Here is a 25,372-nt window from a genome sequence, read left to right on the forward strand (position 1 = left end):
CGTTGCTCACATTGACTTATTAATGGGCCCACGTGGTTCAGCAGCAGAAGATGCTTTCTGCCGCACTATGACCGACCAGAAACAAGGTGTTAACGGCCTGTTGGCTGTGGTTGCACCTAACCTGATGGTCAAACCAGCCACAGTTATGTTCAACAAAGTAACCATCAAAAACATGAAACAAGCTGTGCAAATGTTTGGCCCTGCACAACGTGGTGTTTCTGTTGCGGTTGCTGAGTGTGTTGAAGATGGCACTATCCCTCTTAGTGAAGCTGATGATTGCTTCATCTGCGTTGGTGTATTCATTTCACCAACAGCTGACAGTGATGAAAAAATCCAGGACTGGAACTACCGTGCAACTAAAGAAGCTATCAAACGTGCAGTAGCTCGTGAGCCTAAAGCGGCTGACGTTGTTGCACAATACAAAGCTTCTGAACACCCATTTGGTGCTAAGTAAGTTTTAGCCTGATGCAGATGCCACCCTTCGGGGTGGCATTTTCAGTTCATTATCTGGCGTATTGTATCGACGCTAAGTTTGCCTTTGTGCAACGCACTGGCAACCAGCACACCTTCGATACCTGTTTCTGCCAAATCTGTTAAGTCTTGTTTTCCCCGTACACCACCCGCTGCGACTAACTTAGCGTTTGGTTTAAGCAATTGTATTTTGTTTAATAATTCCCTATCCGGCCCACTGTCACTTCCCACCGTATCCAAACTCATAACAATGATTTTTTCAGGCCATAAATCACTTTGTTCGAGTAAATCAAATTTCCCCAATAAATTTCCCTGCCTAAAATCCAAAGACAAGATAAATTCTGTTGGCTGAAGCTGCTTTAATAAATCCAGATCTTCGAGACTCTCACTTCCCAATACCGGTTTGATATTTACGATCTCATGCCAAAATAGCCAATCATCCAGGTTGCGGATCCCCGCATCCAGCCAGATAGTTAATTGTGGAAAAAGCTGGTGCAGTTGCAGATAAAAGGCTTTATCTATTTTGCCAGTTTCAATTGCATCAAGATCCGCTATGTAAATATCCGTAAACGGAAACCACATCAATAACTGTTTTATTACTGCATTCGGATAAACACTGGAGGTGAGTTGTGACTTAAGTGGCAGATAAAGATCTCGTTGACCGCCTTGGGCATGCACAACCTTGCCCCCCATTAGATCAATGACCGGTATAATCAGCACTTCTTTTATTAACCTCAGAAAAATGAATTTAGTCGTCTACGAGCATATCACCAGTGGTGCATTGTGTGATGAACTGTTACCCGAATCCCTCGCACACGAAGGCGAGATGATGCTTCATGCCATTGTGCAGGATCTGCTGCGGCTCAGTCATATTCATATCACTATTTTGCAAGATACACGCCTGACTCCCCCAGAGTGGCTGACAAACACGCAGAGAATTACCATTCGCAGTTGCGCCAACCGGCAGGAATTTGAACATCAATGGCACACCTGTATACGTGAACATCAATTTTTTTTACTGATTGCACCAGAAACCGACAACACGCTCGTATCATTGCAACAACAAGTTAGCGACGCCAGCAAAACCTATCTGGGCTGCACAGCTGAAGCGACCATGGTGTGTAGCGACAAACTGCGCAGTTATCATCAGCTGCAAGCCGCAAACATTCCCACTCCAACCAGCTTCTCGGCCAATAATGCACTTTTGGATCAATGTTTGATGAACCAGTCTTATATCGTCAAACCACAGGATGGCGCAGGTTGTCTGGATACATTCAAATTCGATTCTTTGGAGCAAACTCGGGCGTATTTGTTTTCCTTACCACAAAAGCGTCGGGACAAATTGATCGTCCAGCCCTATATTGAAGGCGCTATATTAAGTATCAGTATTTATGTCGATGAAGAAAACATTCAACTGCTGTCAATTAATGAACAATTAATCGAACAACAAGCACAACAATTTGTCTTTCATGAATGCGTCACTAACAGTGATGCTACACAACAATTCAGCCAACAGCAGGCAATGCAGCTTGCCAACCAGATCCACCAGAGTATTGCTGGGTTATCCGGCTACGTCGGTATCGACTTTATTTTAAGCAATCAGGGTCCGGTGGTAGTGGATATCAATCCCCGGCTGACGACGGCTTATGTGAACTTGTCTGCGACCGGCTTGCACAACCCCGCCCTGCCGTTATGGCAGCATTTACAACGTTTGGATCAACAAGAAGCGCAATATGCATAGACAAGAGAAAGGTTGTTTCACGGGTTGGGACATAGGTGGGGCACATCTAAAGGTGGTTCGGTGTGACACTGAAGGTCAACTGTTGCAGGCCATTGAACTGCCATGCCCGCTTTGGCTAGGTAAAGATGCTTTGCGCAAAGCCATCAGGTTAGCCATCGACACTTTGAACAACGAACTGGATCAGCAACTGATCACCATGACTGGAGAACTGGCTGATTGTTTTGCAGACAGGGCCAGCGGCGTCTCAGAAATTCTGTCCTGTATGTCTGAATACTTTCCGACTGATCGGTTATCTGTTTTCAGTCAAGACGGCTGGTTAAGTCAGGAAGAGGCCCGTACTCATTGGGATAAAGTAGCTTCAATGAACTGGCTAGCCAGTGCACAATTTGTCACAACCCAGTATTCAACAGCCCTATTGATCGATTGTGGCAGTACCACGACTGACATTATTACTATCGATGATTCGGCTCCACAATTAACCGCCTATGATGATCAAGGCCGATTACGCAGCGGTGAACTGTTGTATACCGGCGTTATTCGCACACCGTTAATGGCCGTCAGTCAGCAGTTGCCGTTTCGTGGTCATTGGCAAAACGTCACCGCTGAAGTCTTTGCAACCACAGGCGATTGCTGGCGCATCCTCGATGAATTAAGTGCAGCACAAATGAACGATAAAAGTGCTGATGGTAACGATTGGCAACTTGAAAACTGCCAACGCAGATTGGCCAGAATGCTGGGTACCGATGCCGGTTTATTTTCTGCAGCAGAATGGCACAATGTTGCATTATGGTTCACGGAACAACAATTACAGCAGATCCATAACGCCTGTTTACAGGTGTTGTCTGCGCATAGCCAATTTAACCAACAAGCACCGATAATCGGAGCCGGTACCGGACGCTTTATTGTTAAACTGATTGCCAACCGCTTAAACCGTACTTATGTGGATTTTGATTCTTTGCTTGGAGCACATGACAACGCTGCAGCTTATGCTCCTGCCAGCGCTCTTGCACTTCTGGCCCAGAGGCAGTTCACGTAAAATACCGTGATGACTTCTCATTTGCCTCCCTTATGTGCTGAGCTGCCCTATCAAATAGATAGTGACATTCTGTTTGCCGCCATCCGTGATCTGCCATGGGCAGTTTTTCTGGATAGTACAATGACTGAAGGAGAAAATGGCCGCTTCGATATTATCGCAGCTGATCCGTTTATTACCCTGCAAACACGCGATCAAAATACGATCATTGAATATCGGGATACTGATATTCAACAATCCAGCGGTGATCCATTTATTCTGCTGCAATCAGTGTTGCAGCAATACGCTCAACCTACAACCGACTTGCCTTTTTGTGGCGGTGCCATTGGCTACTTCAGTTATGATTTAGGGCGGAGAATCGAGCAGTTGCCAGCACTGGCCATTGATGCGGAACAGATTCCGGAAATGGCGGTTGGGATTTACGATTGGGCTGTAGTAAATGATCATCAACAACAGCGCTGCTGGCTAGTCAGTTATGGAGTAAATCCTGATACTCAGCGCAATTGGTCTGCCTTGCTAAGCCGCTTACAACAGCCCAAAAAAGCTGACTCAACAAGTTTTAACGTCACTGGTGAATTACGTTGTAATCTGGATCAAACGGCTTATCAGACGGCCTTTGAAAAAATAAAATTTTATATTACCGAAGGCGACTGTTATCAGGTCAATCTGGCAAAGCGTTATGAGATAGCTGCCAAAGGCGATCCATGGATTGCCTATCAGCAATTACGCAAACAGAATGCCGCCCCATTTTCGGCTTTTTTCTCCACCCCAGACGCGACGGTTTTAAGCTCTTCGCCTGAGCGACTATTGCGAGTCAAAAATAAACAAGTTGAAACCAAACCCATTAAAGGTACCCGTCCACGCGATCTCAATAATCCAGAACGCGACAGATTGCTTGGCAGACAATTACAAGACAGTCTTAAAGATCGTGCAGAAAATCTGATGATTGTCGATTTACTGCGTAATGATCTGGGTAAAGTGTGTGAGCCGGGTTCAATCTCAGTTCCCACCCCTTTTGCACTGGAATCTTTTGCTACAGTCCATCATCTGGTCAGTACCATTACCGGGACTTTAGCCACCGATCAAAACAGTGTCGGTTTGTTACGCGCCTGCTTTCCCGGAGGTTCCATTACAGGTGCACCTAAATTACGCGCCATGGAAATTATCGAAGAACTCGAACCAAATCGGCGTGGCGTGTATTGTGGCAGCATCGCCTACATTGGCTTTGATGGCAATATGGACAGCAACATCACCATACGTACTCTGGTATTCAGCGATAATCGGCTGCGATTCTGGGCAGGTGGTGGCATTGTTGCCGATTCCGAACTGGAGTCGGAGTTTCAGGAAGTTGCTGACAAAGCCGCTGCCATGCTCGCATTGGTGGAGTCCTTACGCTAAATGCTTATTGTGAAACTGGGCGGCAGTCTATATCACTCAGCAGAACTTAAATCCTGGTTAACACTGTTATCACAATATGCAGAAAATGATTCGGTAGTGATCGTTCCCGGTGGCGGGCCTTTTGCTGACATGGTTCGTCAGTCTCAGGCATTGCATAAGTTTGATGATCAACATGCACACCATATGGCGCTGCTGGCGATGGCACAATACGGGCTTTTATTACATGCGCTGCAGCCTGCTGCCATTACCATAAACACACCGGCCGAAGCTCCCATCCGTGGTCAACTGGCGATTTGGTTACCAGACGATCAATTACTGCAAGCCGATGAACTCAAGCAAAGCTGGGATATTACCTCAGACAGTCTGGCGCTTTGGTTTACCCAGCAACACGCTCAAAGTAAATTAATTCTTATCAAATGTGCCCCCGTCACAACTGGCGACATTCATGTGTTGAGTGAAAACAGCATTATCGACCGAGGGTTTCAGGCGCTTTTTCAACAACATCCGGTTGAGACCTATGTTGTTCATTATCAACAGCTGAATGATTTCCCTGATGGTGGGGTTGTTCTCAGATGAGTGATCAACAAATTGCATTATCGACTTTGCTGCAGGATTTACTAAGCCAATTTATACATCTCATGAATATGGATGACGATCAACGTCTGCAACTTATAAGACAAATTGACCTCATTTTGTCCGCTGCACAGCGCCACAACCTGCCAAATTGGGCTGGACATATGACACCGGCGGTGAATGAAACTGCGGCATTAGGACAGCTGTTAGCGAGCCTGCATCAAGGCAATCTACTTTCACCAGAGCTGTATCCCGAACTCAGCATGCTAGAGAGCGATGTATTTGCTTTCTTCTGTCCGTTATTTGGACAAAAATCAGGTCATGCTACGCATGGAGGTAGCTATGGCAATCTGGATGCGTTATGGCAGGCACGAAAAAAATACGGTGATAATTCAAAACGGGTTTATGCCAGCGACCAGTCGCACTATTCGATCGCCAAGGCGTGCGACATGCTTGGCTTGGATCTCCAACTAATCGCATCAAATTCAATGCAGCAAATGGATATCACAGCGCTGGAAACAGCCTGTAAGCAGCAAGCTCCTATGGCAATTGTAGCGACCTCGGGTACCACCAGTAGCGGACAACTGGACGACATTACTGCCATTAAAAACATTAGTCAGAAAATTCCGTGCTGGTTGCATATTGACGCAGCGTGGGGGGGCTTTTTGAGTTTGATTGACAATAGTCCGCTTGACGCAGAACAACTAGGACAAGCTGATTCAGTGTGTTTTGATCCGCACAAAAGTCTTGGTCAACCCCGACCAAGCGGCCTACTGATGTATCAGCAAAGGTTAAAAACCACACCCTTTTCTACCCAATATTTAACGCAATCACCTCGCGATGTGTTGCCAGGGTCATATGGTGGTGAGCTGTTGCTGCCTTTGTGGTTAACAATTAAAACGCTGGGTAAAACCGGCTTAGCCAGTCAACTTCAAACAAAGTTGGATGAGGCGCGTCAATTTGCCAGCTTTATCAATCAGCAACCTGGTTGGTGGGCACAGTGTTCGCCCACTGGCATTGTCTGTTTTACAGCACCACAACCTCATTTATCAGACTTAGTAAAGAAAGGGATTTTTTCGCAAACAGAGCTGAATGGAAAACCAGTGTATCGAGCAGTATTTGCCAGCCACACTACTCGCTGTGAAGCACTGATTAGCGAGCTGGCGCGTTTTCTGTAATCTGTTTTTGCACCCCATCATAACGGCGCAACCAGGGTGATACTTTATTCAAAGGTGAAGGCCATTGTTTACTGGAACGCATTGCCACATCCCTGGATGGATACACTCCATAAATCAAGGCGTACCAGACTTTATCGTCACGCATGCTCTCAAAAATCGCCACATTACCGGTGAGTGAGTGCTTTTTCACAAATCTTTCTATTTCAGCCCGATCCCATGAGCCCATTAATTGAAAAGTAAAAGCTTTTCCTGATTGCTGTAACACCCAGTCTTTATCTTTCACTGTCGTGTCAATCAATGAGGTGTCGGCCTTCACTGATGCAGCTGGTGGTGGAATTAATTCAACAGGCTTAATCGCTTCAGCTTTTTGAGTCGATTGTTGCTGGTTCACTGCGGTATCAGTTTGCGTATTTTCAGCCGCATTATTTTTCGCAGCATCTTTGGTAGCAATTGCCGTAATTGATTCCGCTGGAATGATCTCTGTCTCGAGTATTTCTGCTGGGAGTTCAGGTTCAGCCATAACAGACTCAAGCTCCACGGCTTGTTCTGGTTCAAACTCTGGAAGGTCAGTCTCAGGGTCTGCAACCGTTTGTTCCAACTCATCGAGCAGTTCCATTAATTCCAAACGGTCTGCTTCGGCAACACTGGTTAACTCTTCTGGTTCGCTGACCACCACCATGGGCAGCTGTTCAGTTAATTGGTTATTGCTGACCACATCATCCTGAATAGCGTCTTTATCAGAAACAAACCAGTCGTTTATCTGCTGCTGATAAATCAGAATCGTTGCTAACAAAACTCCTACCGGCGCAAGTCCAAACCATTTATTCCATTTAAAGCTTATTTTATTGAGTCTGGGCTTTATCGTCGGGAGTTTAAAACTAAGCGGAAGCTGCAGTTGTCTGGATTTCCCCTGGCCGAGTAAAAACTGATGCGCCGCTTGATTCAGTTTCGCCGGATTACCCGCTGACTGACGCTGCATCCGCACCAATGCTCTTTCATTAAAAGGACTATCCCCATTGAAACCAGCCCCTTGCAGCCTTTGTAATAAATAGGCGGCGGTTTCCATGGGGGGGATCGGACTCAGCATTAATGATTGAATACGATCGTTTTCCGTAGTAAAGGCATCTGCCATCACATCGGTTAAAACGGCCCGCCATAAAAATCTGTCACCATGCTGCCAGTCAAGCCAGGTTTTTAATTGGAGACGTAACGGCTCAGCCAGTTTACTGACATCATCAATCAACAAAACCGGTCGTATTTGTAACGCTTGCAGCTGTTGTAATCGCTGCTGCAACAGCTGCAAATTATTACTGCCTAGGGTATTTTCCTGAGGAGCACCAAATACCTGTAAACACCGGCTGACCATAAACTGAATGGTCAATGACGGTTCTGCCTGAATAAAGCAAAAACGCAGATCATCACCGCCCAGATTCATTAAGGCTTTTAATGCGGTAGTTTTTCCTATTCCTTTGGCGCCATAAAGAAACGGAATTTTATCGCTGGCTCTAAGCAGATGGAGCACTAAATCAAGGCGCTGCTTAATTTCCGGTCCCAGGTACAAACCGGCCTCTGTCACTTCAGCTTTAAAAGGATTGCTCTGAAGTGCTAATCTCGAAATATATTTGGGTTCAGCTGCCGCTGCCTTCATTGCATTACTCAATTTCCAGCAGTAAATTTATTCAATGTTTCAGCCAGTGCTTGGGCATCGTAATCATCGGAAATAATCGCCTGACCAATATCGCGTAATAACACCAGACGGATCAGTCCATCCTGAACTTTTTTATCGACAGACATCAAGTCCATAAAGTCGGCTGAACTTAAATTTCCGGGAACAGTAACCGGCAAATTAGCCGCGATCATAATCGACTGAATTCTATTGACGGTCTCTTCACTGAGCCAGCCCATGCGTTGTGATAAATCCGCCGCCATCACCATGCCTATTGCAATAGCCTCACCATGCAGACAATGACCGTAACCACAGCCAGTCTCAATAGCATGTCCGAATGTATGTCCAAGGTTCAACAGTGCTCGCACACCTTGCTCACGCTCGTCATCAGCGACTATCGTGGCTTTATCCTGACAGGAGCGTGCAATCGCTTGTGCCAATGCCGTCGAATTTCGCTCCATCAGCAATGACATGTTCTGTTCCAGCCAATCAAAAAACTCGGCATCATTGATCAGTCCATATTTAATGACTTCAGCCAGACCAGAGGAAAACTGCCGATCATCCAAAGTATTTAAGGTGGCGGTATCTGCCAGCACACACTGTGGTTGATAAAACGCACCAATCATATTTTTGCCAAGCGGATGATTTACCGCCGTTTTGCCACCGACAGAAGAATCAACTTGCGAAAGCAATGTGGTAGGAACTTGGATAAATGGCACACCACGTTGGTAACATGCCGCGGCAAACCCCGCCATATCTCCGATAACACCACCACCGAGAGCAATGATCGTTACTTGGCGAGACAACCGTGCTTCCAATAATCTATCAAAAATTTGCTGCATCACTGCCAGCGTTTTGTATTGTTCCCCATCCGGCAATATCGCAACCTCAACTCGATAATCGACTAAAGCCGTCTTCACGACATCCAGATACAACGGTGCCACAGTTTCATTGGTGACAATCAAAACTTCCTTGCCACGAATATGGGCACCAAACAAGCTGCTTTCAGCAAGCAAATCTTCGCCGATGTAGATAGGATAACTGCGTTCACCGAGCGCAACTTGAAGTGTATTCATCATAATTCGATATCTTTTGTTTTTAATTGTTGCAGTTGTTTTATAACAGCGTTAACGGTTCGGGCGACTGACTGATCGCCGGTTTGTAAAACCACATCCGCCACTTCCCGATATAAGGGATCACGTTGCGCCATAAGCAGCTTAATTTGTTGGCGGCGATCACCTACCTGTAGTAATGGCCGACTGGTATCGCGGGAGGTGCGACGAAACAGTTGCTCTGCCGTTGCGGCCAGATATACGACTTTGCCGCGCTTCAAATTACGCCGGTTTTCCTCCGCAAGAACAGCTCCGCCACCTGTTGCCAGCACGATATTTTCCATCGCTGTGAGTTCAGCAATAATCTTTTGTTCTCGCTCTCTGAAGCCTGCCTCACCTTCCATTTCAAAAATCCATGAAATAGACACGCCGGTGCGTTTTTCAATCTCACGATCACTATCAAAGAACTTGAGATGCAGCTTTTTAGCAAGCTGTCGGCCAATGGTCGACTTTCCAGACCCCATCGGTCCCACCAGAAATATATTACCTGAAATCACGCGGCTAATGACTCAACTGTTTATCGTGAAAAAAAAACCGGACCATAACAGATCCGGTTTTTTATCTTAACTGAAAAAGCTGGATTTAATAATCCATACCTTCCTTAATAATTTTCGGCGTCACAAAAACTAACAACTCACGTTGACGATTTTCATTCAAATCATTTTTGAACAGGAAACCGACATAGGGTAAGTCGCCAAAGAATGGAACTCGTGTAGAAGTCTGGGTGGTGGTTTGTTCATAAATCCCCCCCAATACAACCGTTTCGCCGTTATCAACCAACACCTGTGTACGAACACTTCGGGTATCGATACTCGGTACACCTAAGAAAACAGCACCCACCTCATCTTTATTGACTTCCAGATCCATCACAATTCGATCATCCGGGGTTATCTGTGGCGTAACATCCAGCTTTAACAACGCTTCTTTAAATGAAACAGAAGTCGCACCACTTGAAGAAGCTTCCTGATAGGGGATCTCGGTACCTTGCTCAATTGTTGCTTGTTTTTGATTCGAAGTGATAACCCTTGGACTGGAAACAATCTCGCCTTTACCCTCTTCCTGCATCGCCGATAATTCAAGCTCCAATACAGCGCCCAAAGGTAGTTTTGCCAAGGCAAGAGCTATTGTTCCTGCGGGGTTTGATGCCGGTAAATTCACATTCAAGTCCTGGCCACGCACACCAGTAGAATTAGTAGGCAGTACAGAATTGGTATTTGTTGCAGGAACCTGCAACCCTTCAAGTGAACCGGAAGTACCAGCGCCTAATGTTCCACTCCGTGCAGAGGCTCCAAAACGCACCCCAAGCTCTTTAGCAAAATCGTTATTCGCAATAACAATACGTGACTCGATCAACACCTGACGTACAGGAATATCCAATTTCTCGATCAACTTACGCACATCGGCCAGATTTCTGGCGGTATCACGTAGTAATAAGGAATTGGTCCGTTGATCAACCACCACGCTACCACGGTTTGAAAGGAAACCACCGGCACTGCCAGCTGCTGTCGTTTGTCCCTGAGTGGTCGTTAAAATAGCTGCCATTTCTGTTGCTTTGGCAAAATTAACTTCGAATATTTCAGAGTAAAGCGGTTCCAGTTCTACCAGCTGCTTTCTGGCTTCCAGTTCCTGTTTTTCACGTGCGGCAATCTCTGCTGCTGGCGCAATCAACATCACATTACCATTTTGGCGCATTCCCAAACCTTTGGTTTTCAGAATGATATCCAGCGCTTGATCCCAGGGCACATTTTTCAATCGTAAGGTTAAATTACCAGTCACCGTGTCACTGGTGACGAGATTCATGCCATTAAAATCGGCCAATAACTGTAATACCGCCCTCACCTCAATATTCTGGAAATTTAATGAGAGTTTTTCACCTTCAAAACCAAACTCGCTCTCAGAAGTGTCTGCAGTACTTTCGGCGACAGGTTTAACCTCAACGACCAGCATATCGCCGGACTGGTATGCCAGATGCTCAAATTTACCAGTGGTGGTCAACACCAATCGCGTACCTTCAGGAGTTTGCATGCTGTCGATAAGATGCACTGGGGTGGCAAAATCCAATACATCCAAACGGCGCTGTAATTTGCCAGGTAAAGTCACACCCGGTAAATCCACAACTAAATCACCACGTTCACGACGCACTTCTAATGAGGTGTTTTCATTTTGTAACGCTACCATCAATCTGGCTTCGCCCTGTTCTCCGCGGCGAAAATCAATATCAGTAACGGCATTACCTGATCGTGAAGTAGAAGGTGAAGCTGTAGAACCCGTGCGGGCACTTGCAACAGAAGTATTGTCATTCAACATGACTTTGACCACATTGCCTTCAACTTCGACCTGATAAGGCAGTTTACGTAATAAGTTGATGACCATGCGAGTACGTTCGCCTGCTTCAACAGTTGCAATACTGCGAGTCTGACCGCTGTTAATTTGTTTAGTCGTTTCACTTAATTTATTGCTGACACCTCGAAAGTCGAGCACAATTCGGGCCGGTTCATCAGTAGCAAAACTCTCAGGAGTCTCAACGGCTTCAGAAAATGTCAGAGTGATGAGTCCTTTGTTTCCGGAAAGTGTTGAGTAATCCAGTGACTGTAATTCGTTTGCTGAAACGAAGCCGCTGAAAATCAATAATGAGAACATTCCCAAGTTGGACCGCCACCGTTCAAATATTGTTTTATCTGTAGATGTCATGACTTGCCGCCGTGTGAATTTTATTGGGTATTTGCTCATCATTTCCTGGCCCTTAATTTATCTCAACGACGGGTACTGTCGTCTCACGTTCGTTATAGCCATTTCCTTCAGCTACGATTTCTTTTAGTGTCAGATAGGTTTCACTAATTTCAACAATCTGCCCATGGTTCATTCCCATGTAATTGCCAATTTGAACTCGATGTATGGTGCTATCGGGAGCTCGAATTAATGCCCAAATACTTTCCTGCTCCAACGTGCCGACATATTGCAGATCCGACAGCGAATAACTTTCCAATAATTCTTTCCTTCGGTTTTCATTCGGCTGAACACCGTTCTGAACCGATTGTTCCGGCTCAGGCTCAGGAACATCAATAACGGTTGGTACAAAAGGATCACGTAAACCAGCCGCCGAATAGCTGAATTTCTCATACGGTTTCATCACCGGTATCGGAGGGATATCGACTTGTTGGCGTGCTTTGACTTCTTCTACGTAATTTTGCAGGTTATCTTTTTTTGAATCACAGGCTGCCAGCCCCATCACCAGTGAGAGCAATATTATCCTGCTGAGGAATGATTGAATTGTCATGTTAAAGATCATCACAGGCATCATTTCCCTTGCTCATCAAAATACCGATAAGTTTTGGCGGTAATATCCATCGTCATATTGCCACTGGTGGTCAACGGGCCCATTTTGAAGTTATGCAAAGTCACAATTCGCGGCAAAGCAGCGATGCCACTGACAAACTCAGCAAATTGATGATATGACCCCGTCACACGCATGGTGATTGGCAGTTCGATATAGAAGTCTATCGGCCGCTCTTCTTCCGGCTTGAACAATTCAAATTCCAGTCCGTTGACCAATCCGGTACGCGATATATCGACCAGCAAATCAGCTACTTCGCTTTTTCTTGGTAATTGCTGCAACATGGAAGCGAACGATACTTCCATTTCTTTCATTTGTTCTTTGTAAGCTTCCAGATTGACCGCTTTACTTTGTTTTATTTCAAAGCTCGTACGCAGTTCGGCTTCAGTTTGTTCCAGCCGAGTCAACTGAGTGCGTTTGTCCTTAATTAAAAAATAATAGCCGGCACCCCAAACCAACGCACAAATCAACACTGCCGCAACAACTTTCCCTACCAGCGGCCATTCACCACTTTCATTGAAGTCAATATCATTTATTGAAGGAATATCCATGATTATTGCTCCTCATCCGTTTTGACTTTGGATTCATTCACTTCCACGGTGAATTGACGGATGGCATCATCCCGCGAGGATGTACGCTGCACGATACGGAGTTTTGATTCACTGAATTCCGGATCTTGATCAAGTTGATTCATCAGTACTGATACCCTGGCATTGGTCTGAGCTACACCTTGCACAATCAATTTATCGCCTTCACGGGTTAAAACTTGAAGATGAGTTCCTTCAGGTACCGTTCTGACCAGGGAATCAAACACTTTCACTACTTTCGGTCGACTCTGCTGCAAATCCTGAATGACCTGCATTCTGGCCAGTAATCGATCACGTTTTTTCTCTAAGTCCTGAATTTCTTTAATTTGTATATCGAGTTTGGTGATTTCCTGTTGCAGAAAATTATTACGTTGGTTTTGTTCACTTAACAGCCCGTTCATGTAGCTGGTAAAAAAGTAAAAAACCAGTATCGCAAATGCAAGCGTGAGCCCCATTGCAATATAAAATTGTTTTTGCCGTTCCTGACGTTTTTCTTCACGCCATGGCAGAAGATTGATATGTGCCATTAGTCAAAGCTCCTCATGGCCAGCCCGCACGCTATCATCATTGATGGGGCATCATTACTCAGTGCTTGAACTTTAACTCGGGAGCCTAAGGCCATATCTGTAAAAGGGTTTGCGACTGATGTAGAGGTGCCAGTTTCTGCTTCAACTATCTGATCAACTCCATCAATAGACGCACAACCACCGGCGATTATAATGTGGTCAATTGACTGATACTGACTGGAAGCGGAAAAGAAAAACTGCAAGGCCCTGGTAATGGTAACCGCCATAGAACGTTTAAACGGTTCCAACACTTTGGGCAGATAATCATCGGGCAGACTGCCATCTTTTTTGGCGCGACCAGCTTCCTGATAAGACATGCCGTAATAACGCTCAATATCTTCGGTAAGCATTCTGCCGCCAAACGTTTGTTCGCGGGTGAACACAATTTTGCCATTGACCAGAACATGCAAGGTGGTGACATTCGCCCCGACATCAGCCACAGCAACCGTTAAGCCATTGCCTTGGTTGGGTAATTGTCTGGCTATCAATGAAAAAGCATTTTCGACAGTGTAGGCCTCGACATCAACCAAGCGTGGTTTCAGTCCGGCTTTTTCCAGTACCGTTGTTCTGGCATCAACATTCTCACGACGTGAGGCTGCCAGTAACACATCAACAGCATCGGCATCAGCAGCAGATGGGCCTAATACCTCAAAATCGAGGCGTACTTCATCAAGTGGATAAGGAATATAATTTTCTGCTTCTAACATCACATTCTCTTCCATATCACGTTCTGAAATGGAAGCCGGAAAAGAAACAACTTTAGTGATAGCGGAGTTAGCTGATACGGCTACAGCCGCGTCTTTGGATTTGGTGCCCGAACGTTTCACCGCTCGTTTTATCGCGCCGGCCACTTCATCGCTATTCTCAATACGGCCTTCTACCACAGCATTTACAGGTAACGGTTCAACTGCATAGGATTCTACGGTGTAACGATCACCGCGTTTATTAAGCTCCAACAGCTTCACCACCGAAGAGCTGATATCTATCCCTAGTAGCGGGGATTTTTTAGGTCCAAACATGCATCGCCCCAATTCCATCGAAATGATGTGTGAAGTACACTTACCTTTGTAAGTTAAAGTAGTTTATTAACTATTACTAGGATGTCAACAACTAATAATGTGACATTTTCCCGAAAATCCATTAACTGGCATTATTACGACGTTTATATATACTCTACGGTTTTATTTTTTGCGAACCAAATAATCCAATGTCGCGACTTGTGTCACGCCTTTTAATATGGGGCTTTACCCTTCTGATAGCTGGCATGCTGTTTATCGCTGTCGTCTATCTATTTCTGTCACCGAAACTGCCTAGTGCTGAATCATTGCGCACAGTGCAATTACAAATTCCTTTAAGAATATTCAGCGAGGAAGGTTTGCTGATGGCTGAATTTGGCGAAAAACGTCGGATACCAGTCACTTACGATGAAATTCCTCACAAACTTATCGAAGCCTTTCTGGCAGCAGAGGATGATCGTTTTTTCCAGCACCCGGGAGTGGATTATCAAGGTCTTCTTCGTGCCGCCTATTCGTTAGTGCTTACTGGTGAAAAAGCACAAGGTGGCAGTACCATCACCATGCAGGTGGCACGTAATTTCTTCTTAAGTAACGAAAAAACCTATTTGCGCAAAATCAATGAAATTATTTTGTCACTGGAAATAGAAAACACTTTATCGAAGGAAGAAATCCTCGCCCTATACCTCAACAAAATCTTTCTGGGACATCGTTCATATGGTGTTGGCGCTGCGGCTGATGTTTATTACGGTAAAAGACTGGAAGATTTAACCCTGGCTCAAATGGCCATGATCGCTGGCCTTCCCAAAGCCCCCTCCACTACTAATCCCATCACTTCTCCTGAAAGAGCGTTAAATCGCCGTAACTATGTATTGAGAAGAATGATGGATGTTGGCTATATAACTCAGGCTGAATATCAGGAAGCGCTAAAAGAAGAAGTGAGTGCCCGCTATCATGGACGGGAAATTGAAGTTTACGCCCCATATGTTGCTGAAATGGTGCGAACATACATGGTTGAAGAATACGGCGAACTGGCCTATGAAAATGGTATGCGTGTATTTACCACCATTAAGGCCAAACACCAGCAAGCATCAACCAAAGCTTTGCAGGATGCGCTTCTGGCCTATGACAAACGTCATGGCTATCGAGGTGCCGTTGCCAAGGTTGATTTAAGAGAATTGCCTGATTTAGCTGCTTCGGAACTTCACTTGAGAGATTACTCAATAATCGGCTCTATCAGCCCCGCCTTAGTACTGAGTATTGAAAATAATGTTGCTCAGGTTTTTGTGAAACGCTTAGGTCAAATTGAACTGCCGTTTTCAGCAGTTAGTTGGGCCCAACCGCAACTAAGCGCCAATAGTATGGGACCAAGACCGCAAACCATCACTGATGTTCTGGCGGTTGGCGATATTATTTATCTCCGTGCCTTAGAAGAAGATTCATGGCAATTGGCCCAAATTCCTGAAGCTCAAGCTGCTTTGGTATCGCTGGCATCAGAAGACGGTGCAATTACTTCATTGCAAGGTGGATTTGATTTCTTTCAGAGTAAATTTAATCGGGTCACCCAATCTAAACGACAGCCTGGTTCCGGTTTTAAACCATTTGTGTACTCGGCTGCATTGGAAAAGGGCTATACCGCAGCTACAGTGATAAATGATGCACCGGTGGTATTTGATGATCCGGGACTTGAAAACGTCTGGCGTCCAGAAAATTACAGTGGTCGTTTTTTCGGCCCAACCCGGTTAAGGGAAGCACTTACTCACTCAAGAAACCTGGTTTCTATTCGGTTATTAAGAGATATCGGCATTGCTTACACAGTAGATTACGTGCAACGCTTTGGCTTTACACCTGCTCAGGTCCCCGCAAATCTTTCTGTTGCCTTGGGCAGCGGCAATGCTGCACCGTTAGATATGGCACGTGCTTACGCGACTCTGGCAAATGGCGGTCATTTGGTGAACCCTTATATTATCTCCCGTATAGAAAACTCCGCGGGTGAGCTATTAATGCAGACAAAACCGCACAAAGTCTGTGATAACTGCGCTGCTCCAACGGAAGCCATGACTGAAGAAGAAGCTTTGATGCAGGCTGAATTATTAGGTTTTTATCCAGCCAAACAAGTTATCACACCGCAAAATGCATTCATTATTAACAGCATGTTGCGAGATGTGGTGAAGTTCGGTACGGGACGTCAGGCACTCAGTCTGAATCGCAGTGATCTGGCAGGTAAAACAGGTACGACCAATGATCAGCTTGATGCCTGGTTTAATGGTTATACCCCAGACTTAGTCGCTGTTGGTTGGGTAGGATTTGATAATCCTCAAACCCTCGGCCGCTACGAAACCGGTGGACGAGCAGCACTACCAATGTGGATTGATTTTATGCGGGTGGCTCTTGCCGATATGCCTGAACATCCTTTCGAGCAACCAGTAGACATGGTGACCGTCCGCATTGATCCACAAACAGGTTTACTGGCGCGGCCGGGTGATTCGGACGCTATCTACGAAACCTTTCATAAGGATAATGTGCCGGCAATGCGCGGCGGGAGTGGCAGCTCACGTGATCAGGATGATTCACTTATAGACTTGTTCTGACAAATCCTTCTCCCGGCAGAAACGCCGGGAGAGACCATCCACGATTCACTTATAACAAAGCTCGTAAGTTAGGCTATCTGCTTGAAGAAAAGAACCTGAGAGATCGTATGCATATACGATGACTTGGGAAAATAGAACGGCAGTAAATAATTGAACACGTTTGCCAATCAGTTCAACTCAGTAATTGGGTGAAATCGAATCTGATAATAGCGATGTATCTGCTTGAGGAAACTCTTAAGCTATGACTGTGCGTATGAAAGAACTGACAAGAAACTAATGGTGAAAACTAGCGAATACGTTTAGCCATTTGCCCCGGCTTCAACTCACCATTTGGATAATGACCATTCAATAAACGCAATTGCTGGATAGGACTATTACTAATCCGGCTAGAAGCAGCCCAGCTTGCATAACTATCATTAGCTCCCACCTTAACCACTTCGATACGCTGTGCTTTAGCAAGGTGTTTTTCGTCGTCACGCAAGGCATGAAAGCTCATGACGGTTTCACGGAAACTGGCATCAAACTTACTAAAATCGCCAGCCGCTTTAGTGGTCGCTATAAAAATATAGGCTTTATCACGAAGATACATCACCGCCACTCGAACATTTTTGCCATCTGCAACCGCAATACCGGTATAGCCTTGCAGACCGTGACTGGTAAGCGCCTCACCGTTTTTCAAATCTTTAATATTCAGTCGATCACGGATGAATTCCGCAGGTGTCTGTTTACGATTCAGATCCGAAACGCCCATTTCGATAATTGCTAAACCTTCAGGTGCCACCGCACGCAGACTGGTCGGATTATTCTGGATATGCCAATTGACTGGGAAACTCAAAGCAAACTGCATATCACCATGATAAAAGTTTCTTCCCGAACGAATACCCTGGGATTCACTGTCACCAAACACCATACCGTCAATACGCTGCAGGTAACGTTCGACACCTTCTTCACCTTGAGCAGAAGTTTTATAACGATCTGCTGCCTTTACCACTTCTTGTAAACGGGTATCGTTATCGGGGTGAGAGGCAAACAAACCATGATAGCCTTGGTATTCCTGCCCTTGTTTTTTAGCTTCTGCCTCAGCAAAAGTTGCCTGATCCTTTAGAACCCCAATCACGTTGATCATGGCCTGCGGGTTATATCCCGAACGGGCAAGATATTCTGCACCGAGCCTGTCAGACTCTAGTTCATGCTCACGACCATAACCACTAAGCAAAGCGCCGCCGAACAGATTAAATAAATCCTGCGCACCAGCAGTTCGCAATCCAGGCACTAAGATCGCACCGAGTGTGTAGCCTAAATTAGCCGCTTGGGCGGCACTTTGCTGGCGCACACCATGCCTGGCGGTAACGTGGCCAATTTCATGCCCTAAAACGGCAGCCAACTCAGCTTCGGAGTTGAGATAAGACATCAACCCACGGGTTATATAAATATAGCCGCCAGGTAAAGCAAAAGCATTGATAACCGGCGAATCCAATACCGTAAAGCGATAAACCAAATCATCACGATGACTCACTACAGCAAGTCTTTGCCCCACATCTTGGACGTATCTCTGCAAAGCTTCATCTTCATACAAACCGTATTCCTTAACGATTTGCGGATGATAGGTGCGGCCCATCTCCAGCTCTTTGCTTTCACTGAACATGACAAAATCTTGACCGCCAGTTACTGGATTTTGTGCACAGCCTGTGACAAATCCCAGAAACAACAAAGCCCCTGTCAATCGACAGAGGCTTTTGTATGTGGTGCTAATAATGTTCATTAGTAACTTCGGCTTTAGGCCCGCAAGTTTATTTTCCGTATTTTTGACGGAATTTATCAACACGACCGGCGCTATCAAGCATTTTTTGTTTGCCGGTGTAGAACGGGTGACATTCTGAGCACACATCCAGCGTCAGGTCATTGCCGCGTGTTGAACGGGTTTTGAAGCTGTTACCGCAGCTGCATGTAACATTGATTTCGCTATAATCTGGATGGATATCCGCTTTCATATCTGTTCTCGCCAATAATAATGTTTGCCTGACAAACACACTTTATATGTTTGCCCTTTCTGAACCGCGTAATTCTACTGATCAGCCGTCATTTCAGCAAGTCTTAAATAAGTATTTATTTTTATTACGACTTTTGAGCCACCAACATGGCCTGACTGCGCCAGCCCTTGGTAATGTCTCCCAGCAATGCCTCATCACGGTAAGCCCTGAGTTTGAGACCAGCAAATAAACTTAACAGTTCATTATCCGCCAGTAAAAATTCGGGACTATGTGGGCCTCTGTTATCAACTTTGTTGCGACAAAATGTTTGATAAAACACTAACCCGTTTGGTTTTAATGCGCTAATAAGCTGTGGACATAACTGACGATCCAGAAACTGGCTGACCACAATCACATCAAAGCTATTTTCTGCAGGCGGTTTAGCAGAGACATCCCGTTGTTCGGTGAACACCTCAAGTTGACGCCGTTGTGCTTCGACAGTTAACTTTGACAAGGCTTCACCACTGATATCCCAAGCCTGGGTCTGCAACCCCAGACTAGCCATTAATAAGGCATTGGCCCCCAATCCACAGGCAAGATCCAAGGCAAGTCCTTGCTTGGGCAGTAAATGCTGATTTTGCTGTAAGACCAGTGCAGGCTCCGGATAATCTGCTATCGCTTCACGATAGCGTTCATCCCATTTTTGTTGAAGATCGGTCATTTAACGACGCCAGAATGCCGGTGTCAGCACCACCAATAAGGTGAAAATTTCCAGACGTCCTAACAACATGGCAACACATAATATCCATTTTGACGTGTCATTGATCTGCCCAAAATTCGCTCCGACATCCCCAAGGCCTGGCCCCAGATTATTCAAACAGGCGGTGACAGCAGAAAAAGAAGTCACTACATCCAAGCCAGTCGCCATCAACATTAAATGCATAATGCTGAAACAGAACACGTATAAGGCAAAGAACCCCCATACCGCGCCAACCACTTTTGATGGTAAAGCCTTGCCATTAACCTTGATGGCAAACACCGCATTAGGGTGAATCAAACGTAAAACTTCACGATAGCCCTGCTTGAAAAGCAACATCGCCCGAATAACTTTGATACCACCACCGGTCGAAAAAGCACAGCCGCCGATATAACTGGTCATTAACAGCAAAATCGGTAAAAAACCCGGCCATAAATAATAATCCGTGGTGGTAAAACCGGCCGTGGTACCGATGGATACTGCCTGAAAAATACCGTGATGTGCTGAAGTCCAGCCATCATCAAAGGTTCCAGTAAAATACAGATAGGTCGTGGTTATCAACGAAATGATAAACATAATGCTCAAAAACACTTTCAGCTCGGAGTCACGCAAATAATGCATCAGACTGCGGTGTCGCCAGGCCAGAAAATGTAATGAAAAGTTCATTGCCGAAATCAACATGAACGCCACGGCAATCATCTCAATAGTGGCACTGTTAAAGAAGCCCATACTGGCATCATGGGTGGAAAAACCGCCAATAGCGACGGTTGAGAAACTGTGACCTATCGCATCGAACCAACTCATTCCGGCCCAGCGGTAGGCAATGGCACAGGCAACGGTTAATGTCAGATAGATATACCAGAGGGCTTTAGCCGTTTCTGTAATACGCGGGGTTAATTTGGCATCTTTCATAGGGCCTGGGGTTTCAGCCCGATACAACTGCATACCACCGACACCTAACAACGGCAAAATCGCCACAGCCAACACGACGATCCCCATACCGCCCAACCATTGCAGAAACTGACGATAAAACAAGACCGCCTGTGGCAGGGTATCCAAGCCCACTAACACCGTCGCACCGGTGGTGGTTAAACCGGACATTGACTCAAATACCGCATCGGTAATGCTCATTTGAGGCGATTCAGTGAGATAAAACGGCAACGCCCCGGAGAAACCCAAGGCAATCCAGAACATAACCACGACGATAAACCCATCGCGGATCTTTAATTCTTTTCGATGTTTTCTAGCCGGAAGCCATAACAACGCGCCAGTGCTGACCAGAATAACAAACGCCGTTAAAAAAGCGGTGGCAGCACCATCATCGAACCACCAGGAAACCAGCACCGGTGGCAGCATCGTGATACTGAACAAGCTCAGCAAGATGCCCAGAATGCGCTGGATGGTCATTAATTGCATAGTCGATTATGGGTCTAGATGGCGGTGAAGTTGTCGATAATACGCCCATAAGGCCAGCAACAACAAAGTGCTGATCAACAATGGCCATTGTCCCCAGCGAACATAGGGTGTACTGCCATCGCGCGCCTGAATTTCCCCGGTTAACACAGCTTTTTCAAATTGAGGACTTTGCTGTTGGATTTTGCCTTTATAGTCGATAAACGCTGAAATACCATTGGTGGTGACCCGTAAAATCGGTCTACCGGTTTCCAGCCCTCGGCTGCGTGAAATCTGCAGATGCTGGTGCGGTGCAAACGAATCGCCGTACCACGCATTATTAGTTGCATTGATCAGTAAGGTTGCGGCAGGCACCGTTTCCCTGACCTCTGACGAAAACGCATCTTCGTAACAAATAGATACGCCAACGGGTTGCCCGGCCAGCATCATTTGCGGTTGATTTGCCGTACCCGGCACAAAGGCGGACATCGGTAAATCAAAAAATTTAATCAAACCGCGTAGTGTTTCAAAAGGCACATAATCACCAAATGGAACCAGATGACGTTTGTGATAAAACACCGGGGTTTCGGTCAGGCTGACCATGCTGTTGTAATAATCATCACCATTGTCATCCAACACCGGCAGTCCAAGAATGATATCGGTATTGTGAGAGCGCGCTTCCCGCCCTAACGGTGCCAGATAGCCTTCATTTATTTGATGATAAAACGCCGTTGCCGCATTCTCAGGCCAGACAATAATGTCGGCATCCCAATGCTGACGGCTTAAGTCAGCATAAAGCTGCAAAGTGTTACGCAGCTGCTGCGGATCCCATTTAATTTCCTGCGGCACATTACCTTGAATTAATGCTGCTTTAATCGGCTCACCAGTGGGGTTTGTCCACTCAACGGATTGCAATGTATATGCTCCACCCCATATCACCAAAGGCAGCAATATAACTGGCCATTTACGCTGACTGATGGTCAGAGCCAGACACCCTGCCGTCAAAGCCACTAACCATGAAGCGCCATGTACGCCGATTAATGGAATGATTCCGGCCAGCGGGCCTTCAATTTGCCCAGTGCCAACTTCCAGCCAGGGAAAGCCGGTTAAAAACCAGGCTTTAAACCATTCAAATATCAGCCAGCTTAGTGGCAGTAAAATCAGGAAATCTTTGGCAGAAAGAACCGGCCCGGTCAGCCGTTTTATTAACCAGCCCAGCGCACCGACCATTAGTCCCAAGGCAATAACAAATAAAGCTGTCAGCAATCCCGCCAGCAAAACACTTGCCTGACCAAACACATGAATAGCGACATACACCCATGAAACACCAACACCAAACATGCCGGTGCCAAACAAACTGCCGCGCCACAAGGCTTGTCTTGGCGTGACATGCTGCCAGCTCATAAACAAGACAAGCAGGCTTAAGATAGCCAGCGGATAAAAATGAAAAGGTGCCAGACTCAACGGCAGCATAGCGCCGGCAACTAATGCTGCCCAACTACCAAACCGCCCTTGCCAAGCATTCTGCCCGGGGTTTGTCATTATTCTGTTTCGCTTTCGCTATCAGTTGTTTCGGGTAAGATCACCATACGTAACAGATGTACGCGCCGTTTATCTGCACGCAACACGGTAAATTCCAGCTGACCGATGGTGACCTGCTCACCGCGGCCAGGCAAATGTCCAAATTGATTCACCACATGACCACCAACGGTATCAAAATCATCATCACTCCATTCAGTATCGAAGTACTCGTTAAAGTCTTCCACTGGCGTTAATGCTTTGATGGTGAAGGTATGTTCATCACGCTGCAGAATCGGTGCATCATCATCCACATCGTGCTCATCTTCAATTTCACCAACGATCTGTTCCAATACGTTTTCGATGGTGATCATGCCCGCCACACCGCCATATTCATCGACAACGATTGCCATATGATTACGACGGGCACGAAATTCACGTAATAAAACGTTTAACCGCTTACTTTCAGGGATAAATACTGCCGGGCGTAATAATTCGCGCAGATCAAAATTGAATTCTCCAGAACTGACAACGGCTGACAGCAGATCTTTGGCCAGTAAAATACCAATAACATCATCACGATCATCATCAATCACCGGAAAACGTGAGTGTGCTGTTTCGGTGACTAATTTAAGGGTTTCTTCAGGTGGCGCATCTCTGGAAACCATCACCACCTGGGAACGCGGGATCATGATGTCGCGGGCCTGCATTTGCGAGACGCTTAAAGCGCCTTCAACAATCGACAATGCTTCAGCATCCAGAATATGCCGCTCGGAAGCATTGCGTAATAATTCAATCAGCTGTTCCTGATCTTTTGGCTCCAGAAACAGATTACTTAATCGTCTCATCCAGGAAATTGGACTGTCTGAGCGACTCGGTCGTCCCTCACTCATGATGTAACCCTCTGCTCTATATAAGGATTGTTAATCTCAAGCTTTTGTAAAATGCTGATTTCCAACGCTTCCATTAATTCAGCTTCATCGTCTTCGATATGATCATAGCCGAGTAAATGTAAGCAGCCATGCACAATCAAATGTGCCCAATGATCGTTAATGGCTTTATTCTGCTCGCTGGCTTCACGCTCCACCACCGGCACACACAACACCAAATCACCTAACAACATAGGTTCTAAAGGCACCGGTGACTCAAAGGGGAAGGATAAAACATTGGTGGGATAATTTTTGCCGCGATAATCGTTATTCAATTCGGCACTTTCGGCTTCATCCACCAAGCGAATACTTAATTCACAGTCTTCGTTGACTTCGGCCAGCGCAGCACTGGCCCAGAGTTGAAATTGTTGTTCTGATGGAACATCTGCATCAGTGGCCTGCTGCAAATCAATAATCACGTTCACGACTTTCGTTCAGCCTTTTCATAAGCCAAGATAACTTTCTGCACCAACGAATGACGGACTACGTCTTTTGCCTGGAAGAAGGTAAAACCAATACCTTCAACATCTTTTAACACTTCAATGGCATGACGCAAACCCGAACGGGCTGAGCTCGGTAAATCCACCTGAGTAATGTCACCAGTGATAACCGCTGTGGAGTTATACCCCAGTCGGGTCAGGAACATTTTCATTTGCTCAACTGTGGTGTTCTGCGCTTCATCGAGAATAATAAATGATTCATTCAGCGTTCGACCACGCATATACGCCAGTGGCGCCACTTCAATAACATTGCGCTCGATCAGCTTGGCGACTTTTTCAAACCCCAGCATTTCATAGAGAGCATCAAACAGCGGCCGTAAATACGGATCAACCTTCTGTGCTAAATCACCGGGCAGGAAACCCAGTCGTTCACCAGCTTCAACAGCCGGTCTGACAAGTACAATCCGTCTGGCAAAATCACGTTCCAGTGCTTCAACTGCACAGGCAACAGCCAGATAGGTTTTACCGGTACCGGCTGGTCCCACACCAAAATTGATGTCATGGGTCATCACCCGACGCAAATACGCCTGTTGATTTTCACCACGCGCTTTTATCAGACCGCGCTTGGTTTTGATAGTGACTTCTTTTTCTTCTTCAAAACCGGTGGTATCGGTGCCGCCTGACTCACGAATGGCCAAATGAACTTGTTCGGGTTCTAAAACCGATTGGGCGGTATCAGCATATAGCGCATGAATCACATCCTGCACTTCAGCGAGGATATCCGGCTTACCAATGATCTGAAACTTGCCGCCACGATTATTGATTTCAACTCCAAATCCACGTTCCATCATCCGGATATGTTCATCCAGGTGACCGCAAAGGTTGGCTAAACGGGGGTTGTCCGCAGGACTTAATTCAAAGCTTATCGTGTCAACTGTTACAGTTGGAGTGACCACAAATTTGATTCCAAAAAGGAGTTAGAGGATAACGCTATCAGCAAGAAGTTCTCCTCGCAAGGAATTGGTGTGTGCCTCAGTAATTCGCACATCGACATACTTGCCCACCAGCGCCATATCACCGGGGAAATTCACCACCCGATTATT

At 46.0% G+C, this 25,372-nt stretch carries 25 protein-coding genes; 7 read left to right on the plus strand and 18 right to left on the minus strand.

The genetic code is table 11. The features are described from left to right. Positions 1 to 454 (plus strand): formaldehyde-activating enzyme (gene fae, locus Q7V21_RS08245; protein ID WP_304916828.1); only part of this gene is annotated, 454 nt, incomplete at its 5' end. 41 nt (positions 455 to 495) lie between these two features. Here the strand turns inward: fae and Q7V21_RS08250 are convergent. Beyond that, complete coding sequence (locus Q7V21_RS08250) at positions 496 to 1,191, minus strand: HisA/HisF-related TIM barrel protein (RefSeq protein ID WP_304916829.1); 696 nt, start codon at positions 1,189 to 1,191, stop codon at positions 496 to 498. 22 nt (positions 1,192 to 1,213) lie between these two features. On the opposite strand from Q7V21_RS08250, the gene Q7V21_RS08255 reads away from it, so the two are divergent. The 5 genes from Q7V21_RS08255 to Q7V21_RS08275 are packed head-to-tail and all read left to right on the plus strand — an operon-like array spanning position 1,214 to position 6,394. Next, positions 1,214 to 2,212 (plus strand): ATP-grasp domain-containing protein, encoded by a 999-nt coding sequence (locus Q7V21_RS08255; RefSeq protein WP_304916830.1) that lies wholly within the window; start codon positions 1,214 to 1,216, stop codon positions 2,210 to 2,212. Then, entirely contained in the window at positions 2,205 to 3,248 is a 1,044-nt protein-coding gene (locus tag Q7V21_RS08260) for a hydantoinase/oxoprolinase family protein (protein WP_304916831.1), read from the plus strand. Before Q7V21_RS08255 ends, Q7V21_RS08260 begins: the two co-directional genes overlap by 8 nt. Positions 3,249 to 3,257: 9 nt before the next feature. Next, positions 3,258 to 4,643 carry an aminodeoxychorismate synthase component I gene (gene pabB, locus Q7V21_RS08265; protein ID WP_304916832.1) on the plus strand — a complete coding sequence of 462 codons (1,386 nt, stop codon included), beginning with the start codon at positions 3,258 to 3,260 and terminating at the stop codon, positions 4,641 to 4,643. Beyond that, positions 4,644 to 5,219, plus strand: coding sequence for a delta 1-pyrroline-5-carboxylate synthetase (locus Q7V21_RS08270; protein WP_304916833.1), 576 nt, complete (start codon positions 4,644 to 4,646; stop codon positions 5,217 to 5,219). Beyond that, on the plus strand, positions 5,216 to 6,394 hold the full coding sequence (locus Q7V21_RS08275) for a pyridoxal-dependent decarboxylase (protein ID WP_304916834.1): 1,179 nt from the start codon (positions 5,216 to 5,218) through the stop codon (positions 6,392 to 6,394). Before Q7V21_RS08270 ends, Q7V21_RS08275 begins: the two co-directional genes overlap by 4 nt. On the opposite strand, the gene Q7V21_RS08280 is transcribed toward Q7V21_RS08275, so the two are convergent. From Q7V21_RS08280 to Q7V21_RS08315, 8 genes are all read right to left on the minus strand, one after another. Further along, positions 6,369 to 8,042: an SPOR domain-containing protein gene (locus tag Q7V21_RS08280; protein WP_304916835.1), complete on the minus strand. Its 1,674-nt coding sequence runs from the start codon at positions 8,040 to 8,042 to the stop codon at positions 6,369 to 6,371. The genes Q7V21_RS08275 and Q7V21_RS08280 overlap by 26 nt on opposite strands. Before the next feature lie 8 nt (positions 8,043 to 8,050). After that, positions 8,051 to 9,136: a 3-dehydroquinate synthase gene (gene aroB / locus Q7V21_RS08285; RefSeq protein WP_304916847.1), complete on the minus strand. Its 1,086-nt coding sequence runs from the start codon at positions 9,134 to 9,136 to the stop codon at positions 8,051 to 8,053. Continuing rightward, positions 9,136 to 9,669 carry a shikimate kinase AroK gene (aroK, locus tag Q7V21_RS08290; RefSeq protein WP_304916836.1) on the minus strand — a complete coding sequence of 178 codons (534 nt, stop codon included), beginning with the start codon at positions 9,667 to 9,669 and terminating at the stop codon, positions 9,136 to 9,138. Before aroK ends, aroB begins: the two co-directional genes overlap by 1 nt. An 85-nt stretch (positions 9,670 to 9,754) precedes the next feature. Continuing rightward, positions 9,755 to 11,812: a type IV pilus secretin PilQ gene (pilQ, locus tag Q7V21_RS08295; protein WP_304916848.1), complete on the minus strand. Its 2,058-nt coding sequence runs from the start codon at positions 11,810 to 11,812 to the stop codon at positions 9,755 to 9,757. A gap of 103 nt (positions 11,813 to 11,915) precedes the next feature. Then, on the minus strand, positions 11,916 to 12,449 hold the full coding sequence (locus tag Q7V21_RS08300) for a pilus assembly protein PilP (protein WP_304916837.1): 534 nt from the start codon (positions 12,447 to 12,449) through the stop codon (positions 11,916 to 11,918). A 20-nt stretch (positions 12,450 to 12,469) separates the two neighbouring features. After that, positions 12,470 to 13,057, minus strand: coding sequence for a type 4a pilus biogenesis protein PilO (locus tag Q7V21_RS08305; RefSeq protein ID WP_304916838.1), 588 nt, complete (start codon positions 13,055 to 13,057; stop codon positions 12,470 to 12,472). A gap of 2 nt (positions 13,058 to 13,059) precedes the next feature. Next, positions 13,060 to 13,620 carry a PilN domain-containing protein gene (locus tag Q7V21_RS08310; protein ID WP_304916839.1) on the minus strand — a complete coding sequence of 187 codons (561 nt, stop codon included), beginning with the start codon at positions 13,618 to 13,620 and terminating at the stop codon, positions 13,060 to 13,062. Further along, positions 13,620 to 14,678 carry a pilus assembly protein PilM gene (locus Q7V21_RS08315; protein ID WP_069294690.1) on the minus strand — a complete coding sequence of 353 codons (1,059 nt, stop codon included), beginning with the start codon at positions 14,676 to 14,678 and terminating at the stop codon, positions 13,620 to 13,622. The genes Q7V21_RS08310 and Q7V21_RS08315 overlap by 1 nt, the downstream gene beginning before the upstream one ends. A 245-nt stretch (positions 14,679 to 14,923) precedes the next feature. On the opposite strand from Q7V21_RS08315, the gene Q7V21_RS08320 reads away from it, so the two are divergent. Further along, positions 14,924 to 17,263 (plus strand): penicillin-binding protein 1A, encoded by a 2,340-nt coding sequence (locus tag Q7V21_RS08320; protein WP_304916840.1) that lies wholly within the window; start codon positions 14,924 to 14,926, stop codon positions 17,261 to 17,263. A gap of 286 nt (positions 17,264 to 17,549) precedes the next feature. On the opposite strand, the gene Q7V21_RS08325 is transcribed toward Q7V21_RS08320, so the two are convergent. The 9 genes from Q7V21_RS08325 to Q7V21_RS08365 form a co-directional block, all read right to left on the minus strand. Continuing rightward, complete coding sequence (locus Q7V21_RS08325) at positions 17,550 to 19,025, minus strand: M48 family metalloprotease (RefSeq protein WP_304916841.1); 1,476 nt, start codon at positions 19,023 to 19,025, stop codon at positions 17,550 to 17,552. Between the two features lie 28 nt (positions 19,026 to 19,053). Continuing rightward, positions 19,054 to 19,254, minus strand: coding sequence for a 50S ribosomal protein L31 (rpmE, locus tag Q7V21_RS08330; protein WP_014705308.1), 201 nt, complete (start codon positions 19,252 to 19,254; stop codon positions 19,054 to 19,056). 124 nt (positions 19,255 to 19,378) lie between these two features. Continuing rightward, positions 19,379 to 19,954: a bifunctional 2-polyprenyl-6-hydroxyphenol methylase/3-demethylubiquinol 3-O-methyltransferase UbiG gene (locus Q7V21_RS08335; protein ID WP_304916842.1), complete on the minus strand. Its 576-nt coding sequence runs from the start codon at positions 19,952 to 19,954 to the stop codon at positions 19,379 to 19,381. After that, positions 19,955 to 21,406, minus strand: coding sequence for a TrkH family potassium uptake protein (locus Q7V21_RS08340; protein WP_304916843.1), 1,452 nt, complete (start codon positions 21,404 to 21,406; stop codon positions 19,955 to 19,957). A gap of 6 nt (positions 21,407 to 21,412) precedes the next feature. After that, complete coding sequence (gene lnt / locus Q7V21_RS08345) at positions 21,413 to 22,924, minus strand: apolipoprotein N-acyltransferase (RefSeq protein WP_304916844.1); 1,512 nt, start codon at positions 22,922 to 22,924, stop codon at positions 21,413 to 21,415. Continuing rightward, complete coding sequence (locus Q7V21_RS08350) at positions 22,924 to 23,793, minus strand: HlyC/CorC family transporter (RefSeq protein ID WP_304916845.1); 870 nt, start codon at positions 23,791 to 23,793, stop codon at positions 22,924 to 22,926. Before Q7V21_RS08350 ends, lnt begins: the two co-directional genes overlap by 1 nt. Further along, positions 23,790 to 24,254: an rRNA maturation RNase YbeY gene (gene ybeY, locus Q7V21_RS08355; RefSeq protein ID WP_304916846.1), complete on the minus strand. Its 465-nt coding sequence runs from the start codon at positions 24,252 to 24,254 to the stop codon at positions 23,790 to 23,792. Before ybeY ends, Q7V21_RS08350 begins: the two co-directional genes overlap by 4 nt. Beyond that, positions 24,251 to 25,225 (minus strand): PhoH family protein, encoded by a 975-nt coding sequence (locus Q7V21_RS08360; protein WP_370654053.1) that lies wholly within the window; start codon positions 25,223 to 25,225, stop codon positions 24,251 to 24,253. The genes ybeY and Q7V21_RS08360 overlap by 4 nt, the downstream gene beginning before the upstream one ends. 21 nt (positions 25,226 to 25,246) lie before the next feature. Continuing rightward, positions 25,247 to 25,363: a TRAM domain-containing protein gene (locus tag Q7V21_RS08365; protein WP_370654054.1), complete on the minus strand. Its 117-nt coding sequence runs from the start codon at positions 25,361 to 25,363 to the stop codon at positions 25,247 to 25,249. Positions 25,364 to 25,372: the final 9 nt, after the last annotated feature.

This window comes from Methylophaga sp. (genome assembly GCF_030651745.1).

Excerpts from the sequence above, each read along its gene's own strand:
- lnt (WP_304916844.1), bottom strand. The coding sequence starts at position 22,924 with ATGACAAACCCCGGGCAGAATGCTTGGCAAGGGCGGTTTGGTAGTTGG.
- Q7V21_RS08280 (WP_304916835.1), bottom strand. The coding sequence starts at position 8,042 with ATGAAGGCAGCGGCAGCTGAACCCAAATATATTTCGAGATTAGCACTT.
- Q7V21_RS08340 (WP_304916843.1), bottom strand. The coding sequence starts at position 21,406 with ATGCAATTAATGACCATCCAGCGCATTCTGGGCATCTTGCTGAGCTTG.
- Q7V21_RS08255 (WP_304916830.1), top strand. The coding sequence starts at position 1,214 with ATGAATTTAGTCGTCTACGAGCATATCACCAGTGGTGCATTGTGTGAT.
- Q7V21_RS08260 (WP_304916831.1), top strand. The coding sequence starts at position 2,205 with ATGCATAGACAAGAGAAAGGTTGTTTCACGGGTTGGGACATAGGTGGG.
- Q7V21_RS08305 (WP_304916838.1), bottom strand. The coding sequence starts at position 13,057 with ATGGATATTCCTTCAATAAATGATATTGACTTCAATGAAAGTGGTGAA.
- Q7V21_RS08320 (WP_304916840.1), top strand. The coding sequence starts at position 14,924 with ATGCTGTTTATCGCTGTCGTCTATCTATTTCTGTCACCGAAACTGCCT.
- pabB (WP_304916832.1), top strand. The coding sequence starts at position 3,258 with ATGACTTCTCATTTGCCTCCCTTATGTGCTGAGCTGCCCTATCAAATA.
- Q7V21_RS08315 (WP_069294690.1), bottom strand. The coding sequence starts at position 14,678 with ATGTTTGGACCTAAAAAATCCCCGCTACTAGGGATAGATATCAGCTCT.
- Q7V21_RS08350 (WP_304916845.1), bottom strand. The coding sequence starts at position 23,793 with ATGAGTGAGGGACGACCGAGTCGCTCAGACAGTCCAATTTCCTGGATG.
- rpmE (WP_014705308.1), bottom strand. The coding sequence starts at position 19,254 with ATGAAAGCGGATATCCATCCAGATTATAGCGAAATCAATGTTACATGC.
- Q7V21_RS08270 (WP_304916833.1), top strand. The coding sequence starts at position 4,644 with ATGCTTATTGTGAAACTGGGCGGCAGTCTATATCACTCAGCAGAACTT.
- Q7V21_RS08310 (WP_304916839.1), bottom strand. The coding sequence starts at position 13,620 with ATGGCACATATCAATCTTCTGCCATGGCGTGAAGAAAAACGTCAGGAA.
- Q7V21_RS08300 (WP_304916837.1), bottom strand. The coding sequence starts at position 12,449 with ATGACAATTCAATCATTCCTCAGCAGGATAATATTGCTCTCACTGGTG.
- pilQ (WP_304916848.1), bottom strand. The coding sequence starts at position 11,812 with ATGTTCTCATTATTGATTTTCAGCGGCTTCGTTTCAGCAAACGAATTA.
- Q7V21_RS08275 (WP_304916834.1), top strand. The coding sequence starts at position 5,216 with ATGAGTGATCAACAAATTGCATTATCGACTTTGCTGCAGGATTTACTA.
- Q7V21_RS08325 (WP_304916841.1), bottom strand. The coding sequence starts at position 19,025 with ATGAACATTATTAGCACCACATACAAAAGCCTCTGTCGATTGACAGGG.
- aroB (WP_304916847.1), bottom strand. The coding sequence starts at position 9,136 with ATGAATACACTTCAAGTTGCGCTCGGTGAACGCAGTTATCCTATCTAC.
- Q7V21_RS08335 (WP_304916842.1), bottom strand. The coding sequence starts at position 19,954 with ATGACCGATCTTCAACAAAAATGGGATGAACGCTATCGTGAAGCGATA.